Consider the following 13,757-nt stretch of genomic DNA (forward strand, 5'->3'; position numbering starts at 1 on the left):
GAGCTCCGTTGCAGGTTGGAACGCAGCCCCGGCTTATTCTGCCGTGGTCGGGTCGATGATGGAGGTGACCCGGGAAATGCGGTTGGCCGGGAAACCGCTCTGCCTGGCGTGCTCCATGATCATCTCTTCGCTCGGCGAAATGTACACGCAGTACAGTTTGTCTCCAGTGACATAGCTTTGAAGCCACTGCACCTCGGGCAAATCGCGCAATGCCCTGCAGGACTTTTGCGATGCTGCTTTCAAATCCCTTTCTGACAGAGTTCCTGCACCCGCGATCTCGCGTTCAATCACGAACTTCGGCATGGCAACCTCTCTTTCTTTTTATCGATGACAGGGCCGGCAGTGACCCTATGGGCAAACTATCGCTCCGGCAAAAGCCGGCGTCCTGTCCGATCGTCGGTCAACCCTGCCCGATCGTCCGGCACTTTCACGCCTGGCTGCCACAGGCTCACAATCAGGTTCACCAGCCACCCTCGTCTGCCCACACGGGAAAACCACCATGGATGCCCTGTCACAGACTCTGCGCGTCGTCCGCCTGGTCGGCGCCATCTTCATCAATGCCAGGTTTTCCGCCCCCTGGTGCTATCAATCACCCCGTGCCGACACTGCCGCGCCCTATCTGGAGCCGGGCGCTGAACGGGTGGTCATCTTTCACCTGATCACCGAAGGCGAGTGTTACGTCGAACTGGGAGACGATCCGCCCCTGCTGCTGAGCGCCGGCGATGTCGTGGTATTCCCCCAGGGCGATGCCCATCGCATGAGTTCCAGCCCCGGACTGCCCCCGGCCAGTGGAACGCGACTGGACAAGGTTCTGGCGCGACGGCCACGGCAGTTGAGCTATGGCGGTGGTGGCGCCGTCACACGACTGGTCTGCGGCTATCTGGCTTGCGATACGCGACTGGCAGGCATGATGCTGGCCGGGCTGCCGGCGGTAGTGCGGGTCAATGTGCGGGGTTCCGATGCCGGCAAGTGGCTCGAATCCTCGGTGCGCTATGCCTTGGCCGAAGCCCGCTCGCCAAGGCCCGGCGGTGAAGGCGTACTGGCGAAACTGGCCGAAGTGCTGTTTATCGAAGTGCTGCGTCTGTACATGCACGAACAGGGCAAGGGTCGCACCGGCTGGCTGGCGGGTGTGAGCGACCGCATCGTCGGTGCCGCGCTCAACGCCTTGCACAAAAAGCCGTGCCACGCCTGGACCCTGGAGGAGCTGGCACGTACCTCGGGCACTTCCAGATCCGTGTTGGCCGAGCGGTTCATGCAACTGGTGGGGGTTTCGCCCATGCAGTACCTGACGCAATGGCGCATGTTGCTGGCAGCCAACCTGTTGCGCAGCAGCAACAATTCCTTGATGCGAATTGCCGAAGAAGTGGGTTACCAGACCGACACGGCGTTCAGTCGCGCCTTTCGCCGCGAGTTCGGCGCACCGCCGGCAGCGTGGCGGCGCAGTCAGGCTGCGGCCATCCATTAGCGGCAGGAATTTAACGAAATTTCAGTGATTCATTTCCGAATCGCCCTACAGCCGGCAATTGAACCTCTCGATAGGGTGCGTTTTTTTGATAAATGTAAGGACACATTTATGAAGTGTGGCTGTCCTGCCTGCTCACCTAAACAAACGCTCGCCGACAGGCTCCGCCAGGAAGCGGACATTCTTCGCTATGAGCAAGCCATGGCACGCGATGAAGCGCGTAGAAACCAATCCCCGCCCGAAGAGCCCCTCCCTCCACCCACCAGGGGCAGCGTATTCGCAAAGTCCGATTCATTGCCCGATGGCTTGATCAATCACAGCCATCCCAATGGATTTATCCCGGTCGAACGACTGGACCAGTACGGCACCTTTGCCGTACTCGGCAGCGATTCAGCGACGACGGATGACAGTCCCCCTCTGGCCTGGGTCGGTGGCTCCGGCAACGCCATGGCGCTGACCCGTTGCCTGGGCGGAATGCTCGCCACGGCCCCCGTGGAGCAAGAAGTACTGGCCGTTGTACTGGTACCCGAAGCGAGCGCATCCGACCGCGCGCTCTACACGCTTGACCAGTACGCCGCCCTCACCAGCGCCAGAACCCGAGCCCGCCTGCACGTTGAACGGCTGCCGGACCAATCGGTGCGGGCCTATGGCTTCTACACCGGAAAAAACAGGGAGTGGGAAAATGTGCCGGTGGTTACGGCCATCGCTGACGGCGAGCAATTTGTCGCCGAACTTGGTCTGGGCTTCCAACTGATCTTCACCCCCGGCGCCACCACGCCGATGCCCGTTCTGAGAGACACGGCGCCCCTGCCGCCCGTGTGGGTGTACCCACCCACCGACACTGCCGACAAGATCCTCGTGAACCCGGTCCATCCGCCGGCATATCAAGACTGGGTGGTTTGGTTTCCAAACACCGAAATCCCGCCGTTCTACATCTCTTTGTGCCTTGCGAAAACCTGTCCGCACCCCGACACGATGGAAGACGTGGCGGCTTACATCGCGGAGGAGATGAATCGCAATATTCATGATCCGGCGGTGTTGGAGATGCGCAGCTTGATTGATTACGACCCGGTCGCAGAGGCAAGAAAGTTCGCTCAACTGCCTTTGCCAGCGCGTTTGGCCGGGCCGCCGAATTTCTCGGGAATTGCGAAGGCGAAGAAGATAGCTGCGGCAGTTATCTGGACAAAAAAAGTTGGCCAAAACCGGATGTGGGATCACAAGCCTAAAATTCATGCACTTACTGAAAAGTATTGGCACAAGCAAGGGGAATATGAGTACTACTACGACATCTGGTCGAATATTCATTACGGATATGTAGGCATGGCCGGAGGCCTTTCTGAAAGTGCCTTGTTGGACGGTGCAGGCGCTGAACAAATAATTTCAGACGCTAAACGGAAGATTGAAGAAGTAGTCAAAAAACCTGAAGCACAATGGGAATTACCCGGTCCGAATCGTTCAGCAGATATCGAGGGCCTCCGGGCCTGGGATGATGCTCCCGACCGGATATCCATTGAAATTGGCATAAAACTTTATCGACAACATCCCGACGGGGGTATGACAGCCAGGAAAATTATGGACGAAGTACTCGCTGTAGCGACTGAGGAGTGGGGAAAAGGGGTCAGAATACATGCATGCAAAAAAACCTGAAATCCGATATATCCTATGGATAGTTATTCTCCTGATTATTCTTTCAGCGATATTTTGGTATACCGCCTCCCCGGTCGTAGTCGTTAACTTTTCCGCAAATAGCAAGGAAGAATTCCGATATATCTGGAACACCCAGCACAGAATTTATAAAGGTGATATCAAGCACGGCGGCTCAGCCATTGAGTTCGGTTACATATTCCCTGACAAGGACTTTTTCATGATGTTCGATTGGTGGACGGACAAAGGCTTCCAGAGATGCATTGATATAACGCCAAAATGGGCAAGCACGATAGACATTTATCTTGATATAACGGGCAGGATCGATATGTCCAGGACTCCCCCCGATACAATTGCACGCCTGAAACAATGCAAGGGTCAACCAGACCCTTTCAGACCCTGACAGGTGAATCGCACATAGCGTCGATTGTTTGAGTGAAACAATGGCTCACAGCGCAAGACCTGCGAGCCATTTTCTACAGAATCAGGCCGCGGGAGTGGTGGCCTTGGCAGCAGCCTTGGCCTCTTCCAGCAACTGCTGAATCATCTTCTCCTGAGTGTCGTAGCTGCCTTCACCGAAATGGGTGTAACGCACCTGTCCCTTCGCATCGACCAGGTAGTGCGCCGGCCAGTACTGGTTGTCGAAGTTGCGCCAGATCGCGTAGTTGTTGTCGATGGCGACCGGGTAGGTGATGCCGTATTCCTTCACCTTGTCGCGGACGTTGTCGATGATGCGTTCGAACCCATATTCAGGGGTGTGTACGCCGATCACCACCAGACCGTCCTTCTCGTACTTCTTCGCCCACTCCTTCACGTAAGGCAGGGTGTGCTTGCAGTTGATGCAGTCGAAGGTCCAGAAGTCCACCAGCACCACCTTGCCCTTGAGCGACTCATTGGTCAGCGCCGGCGAATTGAGCCATTGCACGGCACCGGACAGCGATGGCATGGGATGGGCATCGTCCATGGACTCGGCGCGGACCTTGCTGACGAAGTAATCGACGACTTTCGGCACGGTTTCCAGCACCCCCTTCTCGACGGAGCTGACACCTTCGGATGAGGTATTGGCCAACAGCAGGTTATCGGCCCCGGTGGAAATCACTGCCGCACCGGCCAGCACCGCGACACCGGCGCCACGACGCAACCAACCTGTTACCGGGATCGAGGGTTTCAAGCGATTGACCAGGCCGCGCCCGGCGAAAATCAAAGTGCCAAGGGACAGCGCACTACCCAGACCATAGGCCACCAGCAAAAGGCTGGTCCCGGCATTCGCGCCTTGCAGCATGGCGCCGGTCAGAATCACCCCGAGGATCGGCCCGGCGCACGGCGCCCAGAGCAGACCGGTGGCGACGCCGATCATCAGCGCACGCAGTGGGCCGGATGCTTTTCGGGCATCAGGGTCCAGACGGTTGCCGAGCAACACCAACGGATGCGCCAGCCAGTCGCCGACCCGGGCGGAGATCAGCGACAGGGCGAACACCACCATCACGATCAGGGCGATATCGCGACCAACATTATTGGCCTGGATCACCCACTCGCTGCTGACCACCGCCAGACTGGCGACCAGGGCAAACGTCAGAGCCATGCCGCCGAGCGTGAGCAGGATCGAGCTGCGCGAACGGTCGGCACCGGCGAACAGGAACGGTACGACCGGCAGGATGCAGGGACTGAGGACGGTCAATATGCCGCCCAGAAAAGCGATGAGAAACATGGGGATCACCCTGAATAGGAGGATGGCAAATCCCCTTGTGGGAGCGAGCCTGCTCGCGAAAGCGTTGTGTCAGTCAAATGCATACCGACTGACACACCCTCTTCGCGAGCAGGCTCGCTCCCACCGGGGTTCGGTGGCGTTTATCAGGCCGGCTGGCTTTCCAGCATCTTCCCCTGCGGGGTACGGCTGGACCCGTTTTCGGCCACCACCTGCCCCTGTGGCGTGCGGTTGTAGCCATCCTCCGCGATGAAGGCATCGCTGCCCTGCTTCGCCACCGGGGTCAGTTGAAAGCAGGTGCTGTCAGTACAGGCTCTCTGCTCTACAGCGGCATTGGCGTGGGCTGCAACACCGGCGGCGGCGAAGGCAATGGCGGTCAAGTAACGGCTGATGTTGTTCATGGTGGTATTCCTCGCTTCAAATCCAAAGAAAGAGTGGGGGCTGGCAGAACTCAGTTGTCCGCATTGCAGTTGTCGGAAATCTTGCGATAGTCCAGGACCCGGGTTTTGCTCTGGGAATCCAGGTAGGTCAGTTGGGCATCCACCACGCCGCAGACCGGCGCCGCGTCCTGCTTGAGCGACACCACTTTCTTGATGTCCAGTTGCGTACCGTAGGTGTAGGTCCTGGCGCTGACATCGGCTTCGGCGCGGGCCGACAAGGTGCAGATGTTCAGGGCGGCAAACAGGCAGGCGGCGTAGATGGCTTTGGTGTTCATGGCGATTTCCTCAAGTTTCGACAGGTCAGTGTTCAGTGGGGTCGAGGTGTCTTGATTGCCTCGATGGGACCTATTAAAAGCTTGCGAGGTATCCCGTATGTGTCGGGAACAGGCGCCTGTAAATCGGTACGTATCACAACCGGCTCGGGATACAGTGAGATACAAACCGGCGGAAAATTCGCGTTTTTGCCTCCGTGTGTATCCCTCGACAAGCCAGATACACTGCAATACAAACCCTTGCGGGCGAGCAGGCAAAGGCTCGATAGACTGTGCGACATCCCCCCTTCAAAGAGGCAAGTCCCCCAATGGAACACGTCGATCACATTCTCATCGTTGACGATGACCGCGAGATCCGGGAACTGGTGGGCAACTACCTGAAGAAGAATGGTCTGCGCACCACGGTCGTGGCCGATGGCCGCCAGATGCGCGCCTTCCTCGAATCCACACCGGTGGACCTGATCGTGCTGGACATCATGATGCCGGGCGACGATGGCCTGATGCTCTGCCGCGAGCTGCGCTCGGGCAAACACAAAGCCACGCCGGTGCTGATGCTCACCGCCCGCAACGATGAAACCGACCGCATCATCGGCCTGGAAATGGGTGCCGACGATTACCTGGTCAAGCCATTCGCCGCCCGTGAACTGCTGGCCCGGATCAACGCCGTCCTGCGCCGTACGCGGATGCTGCCACCGAACCTGATCGTGACTGAAACCAGTCGCCTGCTGGCCTTCGGGCGCTGGCGCCTGGACACCTCCGCGCGACACCTGCTCGATGGCGACGGCACCATGGTCGCCCTCAGCGGTGCGGAGTACCGGTTGCTGCGGGTGTTCCTCGATCATCCACAGCGGGTGCTCAACCGCGACCAGTTGCTGAACCTGACCCAGGGCCGCGACGCCGACCTGTTCGACCGCTCCATCGATCTGCTGGTCAGCCGCCTGCGCCAGCGTCTGTTGGACGATGCCCGGGAACCGGCCTACATCAAGACCGTGCGCAGCGAAGGCTACGTGTTCTCCCTGGCGGTGGAAATCGTGGGGGCACCGGCATGACTGCATCGATGCATTGGCCACGTACCCTGGCATCGCGGCTGTCGCTGATTTTCCTGATCGGCCTGATCCTTGCCCAGGCGCTGTCCTTCGGCGCGCAGTATTACGAGCGCTACGAAAGCGCGAAGACCACCATGCTCGGCAACCTGGAAACCGACGTCTCGACGTCCATTGCCATCCTCGACCGCTTGCCGGTCCATGAGCGAGCCGGTTGGCTGCAACAACTGGATCGACGCAACTACCGCTACCTGCTCGACGAAGGCTCGGCAGGTACGCCCCTGGCCGAGGACATGCCCGATACTCCCATCGCGATAGCCTCGATCAAGGACGCCATCGGCAAGGATTACCCCATGACCTTCACCGATATCCCGGGACCGGTAAAACATTTCCAGGTGCACTTGAAACTGTCCGACGGCAGCCCGCTGACCATCGACGTACGGCCCTCGATGGTGCCGCTGTCGCCCTGGCTGCCCTTCGTTCTGCTCGGGCAACTGGCCCTGATGATCGCCTGCACCTGGCTGGCCGTGAGGATTGCCATCCGGCCCCTCACCCGCCTCGCGGGAGCCGTGGACACCCTCGACCCCAACGCCCACCCGGTACTGCTCGACGAAAAGGGTCCTACCGAAGTGGCCCACGCGGCCAGGGCTTTCAACGCCATGCAGGCGCGCATCGCCGCCTATCTCAAGGAACGCATGCAACTGTTGGCGGCAATCTCCCACGACCTGCAGACGCCGATCACCCGCATGAAACTGCGTGCCGAGTTCATGGACGACTCCGCGGAGAAAGACAAACTGTGGAACGACCTGGGCGAAATGGAGCACCTGGTACGTGAAGGCGTGGCCTACGCCCGCAGCATCCACGGCGCCACCGAGGAAAGCCGACGCACCGATCTGGATTCGTTTCTCGACAGCCTGGTGTTCGATTACCAGGACATGGGCAAGGACGTTCAGCTCAACGGCAAAAGCGCCAGCGTCATCGACACCCGTCCCCATGCCTTGCGACGCGTGCTGGTGAACCTGACGGACAACGCCCTCAAGTTCGCCGGCGCGGCGCAGTTGCAGGTGGAAAAACAACCCGATGGCAGTGTCTCGGTGAAGGTCATGGACCGCGGACCGGGGATTGCCGAAGCCGAACTGGCCCAGGTCATGGAGCCGTTCTACCGCGTGGAGAACTCGCGCAACCGCAGCACCGGCGGTACTGGCCTGGGCCTGGCGATCGCGCAACAACTGGCCCTGGCGCTCGGGGGATCATTGACCCTGAGCAATCGTGAAGGCGGCGGTCTGTGTGCCGAACTCAGATTGCGGGGACAAACTGCGGGCCAGTGAATAGCTGTGACCGTTTGTCCCCAATGACATATATGACAGTAGTCGGCGTTGCTTGTGTCCTGTTGGATATCAACACCCACAGGATGACCGAGACGACACGATGCACCTGTTTGCCTGCATAGAAGCGATCCTGATCAAGGAAAACGATTCACCCTGGAAAGCCGCGCTTGAAAGCCTTTGATGTCGTGGTAGTCGGTGCAGGCCCCGCCGGCTGCGCAACGGCGATCAGTTGCGCGCAACGCGGTCTGCGGGTGGCGGTGGTCGAACAGCAGAGGTTCCCAAGGTTTCGTCCCGGCGAAAGCCTGCACCCCGGCATCGAACCGCTGTTGCAGCAACTGGGCGTGGCTGTCCGCTTGTGTACCAAAGACACGCCGCGCTTCGGCGGGCACTGGGTGCAATGGGACGGCCCGCCCCGCTTCAACAGCTTTGCTGATGACGTGAACCGTCCCTGGTCAGGCTTTCACATCGACAGGGCGAGGCTGGATACCGTCCTGCTGCAACAGGCGCTATTGCTGGGGGTCCAGATCATGCAACCGTGTCGGGCACTGCGCCCGCTCACGGACAATCGACAAGTGATCGGACTGGAAACCGAAGCGGGTCCCCTGCTCGCCCCCTTCGTGATCGATGCCAGCGGGGCCGCAAATTGGTTGAGCCGCCATCACCGTCTCATGGTGCGGCGCTGCTCGCCCTTGCTGGTGGCTCGCTACGGCTATCTCAAGGGCCGTCTTGCAGAGGTCGAGCAAGCCCCGAAATTATTGGCCGAGGCCGATGGCTGGACCTGGGTGGCCCACGTGCAGGAGCGGATCGTGCATTGGACGCGCCTGTGCTTTATCGAGGGCAAGTCCACACCCGGATCGGTACCTGAAATGCTGCATGGCCTGGCCCAATCCGGTCCGGTGCGCGGCAGCGATGTGTCCTGGCGCGTCAGCACCGCTGCGGCCGGCGCAGGCTACTTCATGGTCGGCGATGCGGCCGGCCTGCTCGACCCGGCCACCTCACACGGCGTACTCAAGGCCCTGATGACCGGCATGCAGGCCGCACAAGTGGTATCCGAGTGCCTGGAACAACCTGACGTACTGTTTTCGGCGCAAGCGCAATACAGCCGATGGGCTGGCGACTGGTTTGAACGTGATCTGGCACAGATGCGCCACTTCTATGGCACTCATCCCAACCCGCCGGGCTGGCTGGCATCGATGGGTGACTGAGGGGTGTGCCCCGGATCAAGGTGCAGGTGCAGGTGTAACCACGCCCTCCCCGTGCATCTGCCGCAACAGCGCTTCACCATTGTGCAGGAACTCGGTCGAGCCGACGGCCCCCGCCTCATGCGCCAACCCTTGCAATTGTGCGCGGCCATCGAGTTCGGGAAATTCGTCGATACGCTGCAACAGGCGCCATGCCAGTGGACTCAATCGGGAAAACCGCACACTCCAGTCAGCATCCCGTCGCACCAGCAGCAGGGTCGGCTCGGTCGGCACGTTGTCCGGCTGGTAATCCGGCCCCAGCAATTGCACCGGCCAGGCATACGCCAGCGGCCAGGCCAGGGGTGAAATCTGCAGCGCACAATCGAGCAACAGGTTGACATCGCCGGGTGGCAACGACTCGGCCGTGGATTGTTGCAAGGCCATTTCCACCCACTCGTAATGCGCCAACTCGGCCATGAACGGCGGCCATGAACCATCTGCCAGCGCGGCGGGTTCGGCGGCGAGAAAGCCGACAAACTCCTCGGCGATTTCACCGAACTTCGGTGTGTGGGCGCGGTAGTCGCGCAGAAAGATCCGTACCAGTGCCCGCCAGCGTTCATCGCCGAGAATCTTCACCAGTACCGGAAAGGTGCCGCTGATCAGTGAGGACAGATTGGCGAACACCAGGTCGCGATAGACCCCGGCCCGTGCCGGGTCCATCTCCGGTGGCGGCGCGTGGCCGTCGGGATCGCGAAGGTAAAGACCCATGCTGTTTTGCTGCTCATGCAACGAGCGCTTGGCCACGATCGATCTCCTTGTTTTGCAAACGGCGGATGGTCTGCAACTCGGCGACCAGATCGGCAAACGCCGGAAAGTTGAAGTCTCTTTCCAGCAGCGTCGGTTGTGCGCCAAACCGGGCATAGGCCTGGGCCAGCAACGACCACACCGCCGGTTTGACCGAGGCGCCATGGGTGTCGATTTTCAAGGTGTCGGACTCATCGAAGTGCCCGGCGATGTGCATGGCCACGACCCGATTCGCATCGATGCCGGCCAGAAATGCCTGGGGATCGGAGCCATGGTTGATGGCGTTGACGTAAACATTGTTGACGTCCAGCAGCAGATCGCAGTCGGCTTCGCGCAACACGGCGTTGGTGAATGTCACCTCGTCCATGTCCTGCTGCGGCGCGGCGTAATAGGAAACGTTTTCCACCGCCAGGCGCCGGCCGAGAATGTCCTGGGCCTGGCGGATCCGTGCGGCGACGTGATGCACCGCCTCTTCGGTGAATGGCAGCGGCAGCAGGTCGTAAAGGTGGCCGTCATCGCTGCAGTAACTCAGATGTTCGCTGTACAACGGCACCTTGTAGTGATCGAGGAACACCCGTACCTCCTGCAGGAAACCAACGTCCAGCGGCGAAGGCCCGCCCAGCGACAAGGACAAGCCATGGCAGGACAATGGATAGCGCTCGGCCAGGTCGCGCAGCGCAGCGCCATGGGCGCCGCCAATGCCGATCCAGTTTTCCGGCGCGACTTCCAGAAAGTCGAAATGACCGGCTGGAGCGGCCTGGAGGTCCTTCATCAGGCCGCGACGCAAGCCGAGCCCGGCGCTGGCTGAAGTGATGGGGGTATGCATGATGTCAGTCTCTTGGGTTGTCGGAACACGCTCACAGTTAATCGAAGCGATGTATCGGGCCTGTGTGGCGTACCGACAGAAAACGGCTGGACTTGTATCGTCGGCGGGTCTGTACACATTGAGATACAGACCCGCCATCGGCAATTACGCCAGGTCGTACTTCTCGCGCACCAGATGGCCGATGCCCATGCGATCAAGTACCGGCATCGGGCACAGGAACGTCACGCGCACGGTGCCGGGTAAGCGACTGATGTCGATGGAGCCGGTGATGGTGGCGCGGTTGAGCACTTCGTCATAGGGCAGGCCGGTGACTGTCGCGGCCCGGCTCAAGCCATTTTCTACCGCCACATTGAGGTTCTCGCCGCTGCCGATGAAGGTGATCGGGCCACTGTCCTCGATGTCGCTCTGGCCCCAGCGCTCAGCCAACACGCGGACATGGGCGCGTTGCTCGGCGTTCATGGGGCGCGCCATGGGCGGCAGGTCGTCGAGGTTTTGCAGCAGGATCGGCCCCTCCAGCGTCAGGTTCTTCACCACCTGAACCTGCACTTCGGTTTCCCCGGAGCAATCGGTGGCGTGCCCGGCGATCTCGCCGTTGCCCTGCTGGGCATGCATATCGCCCATGTATACCCCGGCGCCCGGTACTTTCACCGGGCAGATCAGCACGCAGCCTTCACGGATCGAATTGGTGTCCATGTGGCCATCGGTCTTGGCCGCGTGCAGTTCTTCGCGCGTCATGCCAAAACGGTGCGGCGCATTGATCAGGTACTGACCGAAATCCGCGCAGTTGTGCGAATCAGGCAAATCACGCGACGGCAGCGTGCCGATGTTGCCCAGGAACGGACGCATGTGCGCGGCGACGCCGGGGATGTCGGCGCGGGCCAGCGAAAGGATCGAGTGCTGCGCGGCGAACTCCGGCAACGCCGACATCTCGGATGCCTTGCCGGCCAGTTGGTTGGCGATGTCTTGATTGACCGTGAGGCTGACCTGATTCTGTGCATCGAACACGATCACGTAACCGTGGCTGAAACGGAACGCGCTGACTTCGGCGCCGCAGTGATTACAGCGAATCGCTTCTGCGCCAATGCCTTCGACGTGGCTGGCCGGATGCTCGGTGCCGCACTTGGAGCAGAACTTGGCGACGAACGGGTCGCCGTTGTAGCGCCCCTCCACGAACTTCATGACACCGGACGAAGTGGCCAGCGACGTGACGCGCATGCTTTTGATCTTGATGGCCACCGCGTCACCGATTTGCGCACCGGCAATGGCCACCGGTTGCGTCACTTCATGGCCGCCTTCGAAGGCTGGCGTGATCATCGGTCCCCAGCAACCCGGCGGCGTTCCGGTGATCAGCGTGCCGCCATCGGCCAATGGCCCAAGCATCGGCAGGCTCGGGCCGATGATACCGTTGGTGTAATGATCGACCCGCAGGCGATTGACCGGTGTGGCGTTGAGAATGGTTTCAGGTACTGGCGTTGTCATTGTGGTCCCCTTCTGAATCAGTTGAACGGCGTCAGGACTGCCAGCACAGTTCAGCGCAGGTTTGTATCTGGTCTGTGTTTTTGGGGAGGCGCAAATTGACGGGCTCTGTATCGAGAAGCAGGCTAGATACATTGAGATACACACCCGCCCCTGTAGGAGCGAGCACGCTCGCGATGGTCGTCAACGATGACGCGGGCTGCCTGATGCCCAGCGGTGTCTGGACTTCCATCGCGAGCGTGCTCGCTCCTACAGGGGGTCCGTCGTCGCTTCAGGTACCGGCGTACGGCCTGCGAACTAGACTTAATGCACCCAGGACGTGCTTTTTTGTCCTGTTCATACCCACGACCACCGCCCGGATGAATGCTGCTACCGGACTGTGATCCTGCCAAAGGAGCACATGTGATGGACGAGGCCAGACTCAACGACTTCATGGGCAAACTGGTCAATGACATGGGCGGTGCGGCGATGCTCGCCAATGTCATCCTCGGCGAAGAGCTCGGCCTGTACCGGGCGATGGCCGACAGCCAGCCGATCAGCCCTGAAACACTTGCCGACAGGACCGGCTGCAACCCCCGCCTGGTGCGCGAATGGCTCAGCGCCCACGCCGCCTCAGGCTACATGGAACACACCGGTGGCCAGTTCCGCCTCCCCGAAGAACAGGCCCTGGCCCTGGCCATCGAAGATTCACCGGTCTATATCGCCGGTGGCATCGGGGTGGTCGCGTCGTTCTTCCACGACAAGGACAAACTGGTCAAGGCCATGCGCGGCGATGGCGCCCTGCCTTGGGGCGATCACCATCCGTGCATGTTCAGCGGCACCGAACGATTCTTCCGACCCGGCTACAAGGCTCACCTGATCGCCGAGTGGCTCCCCGCCCTTGACGGCGTGGTGGCCAAACTCGAGGCAGGTGCCAAGGTGGCAGACATCGGCTGCGGTCACGGTGCTTCCACGGTGATCATGGCGCAGGCATTTCCCGAGTCGAGGTTCGTCGGCTTCGACTACCACGCGCCCTCTGTCACCGTCGCGACCCAACGCGCCGAAGAAGGTGGCGTGTCGGACCGCGCACGGTTTTTCCAGGGCACAGCAAAAAGCTATCCCGGCAATGACTATGACCTGGTCTGTTATTTCGACTGCCTGCACGACATGGGTGACCCGGTGGGCGCGGCCAGGCATGCCTACGACTCGCTGAAAGCCGATGGCACGGTGTTGCTGGTCGAACCCTTTGCCAACGACTCGCTCGACGACAACATCAACCCCGTCGGCCGGTTGTTCTACGCCGCCTCGACCTTCATCTGCACGCCCAACTCGCTCTCCCAGGAAGTCGGCCTCGGCCTCGGCGCCCAGGCAGGCGAGGCGCGCTTGCGCAAGGTGTTCAGCGAAGCCGGGTTCTCCAGTTTCCGCAGGGCCACCGAGACACCGTTCAACCTGATCCTCGAGGCACGCAAATAACCCCACAAATCCCCGTAGGAGCCGGGCTTGCCGGCGAAGGCGTTCTTGAGATCGCTATCGCCGGCAAGCCGTGCTCCTACAGGTAAAGCGGTGAATGGTAATCTGCGTGCATTCAGGGTCACCC

Annotated in this window: 14 protein-coding genes; 7 read left to right on the plus strand and 7 right to left on the minus strand. The window is 60.6% G+C overall.

The window, feature by feature from the left end; translation table 11 throughout:
* Positions 1 to 33 precede the first annotated feature (33 nt).
* Positions 34 to 303, minus strand: coding sequence for a DUF4242 domain-containing protein (locus tag ACQKP2_RS00805; RefSeq protein WP_427573594.1), 270 nt, complete (start codon positions 301 to 303; stop codon positions 34 to 36).
* A 196-nt stretch (positions 304 to 499) separates the two neighbouring features.
* Here ACQKP2_RS00805 and ACQKP2_RS00810 point away from each other — a divergent pair, with 196 nt between their 5' ends.
* The 3 genes from ACQKP2_RS00810 (at position 500) to ACQKP2_RS00820 (ending at position 3,509) form a co-directional block, all read left to right on the plus strand.
* Positions 500 to 1,465: an AraC family transcriptional regulator gene (locus ACQKP2_RS00810; RefSeq protein WP_427573596.1), complete on the plus strand. Its 966-nt coding sequence runs from the start codon at positions 500 to 502 to the stop codon at positions 1,463 to 1,465.
* Positions 1,466 to 1,663: 198 nt separating this feature from the next.
* Entirely contained in the window at positions 1,664 to 3,109 is a 1,446-nt protein-coding gene (locus tag ACQKP2_RS00815) for a polymorphic toxin type 44 domain-containing protein (RefSeq protein ID WP_427573597.1), read from the plus strand.
* Entirely contained in the window at positions 3,090 to 3,509 is a 420-nt protein-coding gene (locus ACQKP2_RS00820; RefSeq protein WP_427573598.1) for a hypothetical protein, read from the plus strand. Before ACQKP2_RS00815 ends, ACQKP2_RS00820 begins: the two co-directional genes overlap by 20 nt.
* Before the next feature lie 81 nt (positions 3,510 to 3,590).
* Here ACQKP2_RS00820 and ACQKP2_RS00825 read toward each other — a convergent pair whose 3' ends face one another.
* The 3 genes from ACQKP2_RS00825 to ACQKP2_RS00835 form a co-directional block, all read right to left on the minus strand.
* The gene (locus tag ACQKP2_RS00825) at positions 3,591 to 4,814 is read right to left on the minus strand and encodes a cytochrome c biogenesis protein DipZ (RefSeq protein WP_427573600.1); all 1,224 of its coding nucleotides are present in this window, start codon (positions 4,812 to 4,814) and stop codon (positions 3,591 to 3,593) included.
* 143 nt (positions 4,815 to 4,957) lie between these two features.
* Entirely contained in the window at positions 4,958 to 5,212 is a 255-nt protein-coding gene (locus ACQKP2_RS00830) for a hypothetical protein (protein ID WP_427573602.1), read from the minus strand.
* 50 nt (positions 5,213 to 5,262) lie between these two features.
* Positions 5,263 to 5,526, minus strand: a complete 264-nt coding sequence (locus ACQKP2_RS00835) for a DUF2790 domain-containing protein (RefSeq protein ID WP_427573604.1) — start codon at positions 5,524 to 5,526, stop codon at positions 5,263 to 5,265.
* A gap of 305 nt (positions 5,527 to 5,831) precedes the next feature.
* On the opposite strand from ACQKP2_RS00835, the gene ACQKP2_RS00840 reads away from it, so the two are divergent.
* The 3 genes from ACQKP2_RS00840 to ACQKP2_RS00850 all read left to right on the plus strand — a co-directional run bounded on the left by ACQKP2_RS00840 (position 5,832) and on the right by ACQKP2_RS00850 (position 9,099).
* A complete protein-coding gene (locus tag ACQKP2_RS00840) occupies positions 5,832 to 6,572 on the plus strand; it encodes a response regulator (protein ID WP_427573606.1) in 741 nt (246 codons plus the stop codon).
* Entirely contained in the window at positions 6,569 to 7,894 is a 1,326-nt protein-coding gene (locus ACQKP2_RS00845; RefSeq protein WP_427573607.1) for an ATP-binding protein, read from the plus strand. The genes ACQKP2_RS00840 and ACQKP2_RS00845 overlap by 4 nt, the downstream gene beginning before the upstream one ends.
* A 167-nt stretch (positions 7,895 to 8,061) precedes the next feature.
* Entirely contained in the window at positions 8,062 to 9,099 is a 1,038-nt protein-coding gene (locus ACQKP2_RS00850) for an NAD(P)/FAD-dependent oxidoreductase (protein WP_427573608.1), read from the plus strand.
* A 15-nt stretch (positions 9,100 to 9,114) separates the two neighbouring features.
* Here ACQKP2_RS00850 and ACQKP2_RS00855 read toward each other — a convergent pair whose 3' ends face one another.
* From ACQKP2_RS00855 to ACQKP2_RS00865, 3 genes are all read right to left on the minus strand, one after another.
* Positions 9,115 to 9,879 carry a DNA-binding domain-containing protein gene (locus ACQKP2_RS00855; protein ID WP_427573609.1) on the minus strand — a complete coding sequence of 255 codons (765 nt, stop codon included), beginning with the start codon at positions 9,877 to 9,879 and terminating at the stop codon, positions 9,115 to 9,117.
* On the minus strand, positions 9,857 to 10,705 hold the full coding sequence (locus tag ACQKP2_RS00860; protein ID WP_427573611.1) for a DUF692 domain-containing protein: 849 nt from the start codon (positions 10,703 to 10,705) through the stop codon (positions 9,857 to 9,859). The genes ACQKP2_RS00855 and ACQKP2_RS00860 overlap by 23 nt, the downstream gene beginning before the upstream one ends.
* Positions 10,706 to 10,849: 144 nt before the next feature.
* On the minus strand, positions 10,850 to 12,184 hold the full coding sequence (locus tag ACQKP2_RS00865; protein WP_427573612.1) for an acetamidase/formamidase family protein: 1,335 nt from the start codon (positions 12,182 to 12,184) through the stop codon (positions 10,850 to 10,852).
* Between the two features lie 402 nt (positions 12,185 to 12,586).
* Between ACQKP2_RS00865 and ACQKP2_RS00870 the strand changes: the two genes are divergently transcribed.
* Positions 12,587 to 13,633, plus strand: coding sequence for a class I SAM-dependent methyltransferase (locus ACQKP2_RS00870; RefSeq protein ID WP_427573614.1), 1,047 nt, complete (start codon positions 12,587 to 12,589; stop codon positions 13,631 to 13,633).
* The last annotated feature ends 124 nt before the right edge of the window (positions 13,634 to 13,757 follow it).

The organism is Pseudomonas sp. NPDC089569, from assembly GCF_050280625.1.
In the GTDB taxonomy this organism is placed as follows: Bacteria; Pseudomonadota; Gammaproteobacteria; order Pseudomonadales; family Pseudomonadaceae; genus Aquipseudomonas.

Excerpts from the sequence above, each read along its gene's own strand:
- ACQKP2_RS00805 (WP_427573594.1), bottom strand. The coding sequence starts at position 303 with ATGCCGAAGTTCGTGATTGAACGCGAGATCGCGGGTGCAGGAACTCTG.
- ACQKP2_RS00810 (WP_427573596.1), top strand. The coding sequence starts at position 500 with ATGGATGCCCTGTCACAGACTCTGCGCGTCGTCCGCCTGGTCGGCGCC.
- ACQKP2_RS00815 (WP_427573597.1), top strand. The coding sequence starts at position 1,664 with ATGGCACGCGATGAAGCGCGTAGAAACCAATCCCCGCCCGAAGAGCCC.
- ACQKP2_RS00820 (WP_427573598.1), top strand. The coding sequence starts at position 3,090 with ATGCATGCAAAAAAACCTGAAATCCGATATATCCTATGGATAGTTATT.
- ACQKP2_RS00825 (WP_427573600.1), bottom strand. The coding sequence starts at position 4,814 with ATGTTTCTCATCGCTTTTCTGGGCGGCATATTGACCGTCCTCAGTCCC.
- ACQKP2_RS00830 (WP_427573602.1), bottom strand. The coding sequence starts at position 5,212 with ATGAACAACATCAGCCGTTACTTGACCGCCATTGCCTTCGCCGCCGCC.
- ACQKP2_RS00835 (WP_427573604.1), bottom strand. The coding sequence starts at position 5,526 with ATGAACACCAAAGCCATCTACGCCGCCTGCCTGTTTGCCGCCCTGAAC.
- ACQKP2_RS00840 (WP_427573606.1), top strand. The coding sequence starts at position 5,832 with ATGGAACACGTCGATCACATTCTCATCGTTGACGATGACCGCGAGATC.
- ACQKP2_RS00845 (WP_427573607.1), top strand. The coding sequence starts at position 6,569 with ATGACTGCATCGATGCATTGGCCACGTACCCTGGCATCGCGGCTGTCG.
- ACQKP2_RS00860 (WP_427573611.1), bottom strand. The coding sequence starts at position 10,705 with ATGCATACCCCCATCACTTCAGCCAGCGCCGGGCTCGGCTTGCGTCGC.
- ACQKP2_RS00865 (WP_427573612.1), bottom strand. The coding sequence starts at position 12,184 with ATGACAACGCCAGTACCTGAAACCATTCTCAACGCCACACCGGTCAAT.
- ACQKP2_RS00870 (WP_427573614.1), top strand. The coding sequence starts at position 12,587 with ATGGACGAGGCCAGACTCAACGACTTCATGGGCAAACTGGTCAATGAC.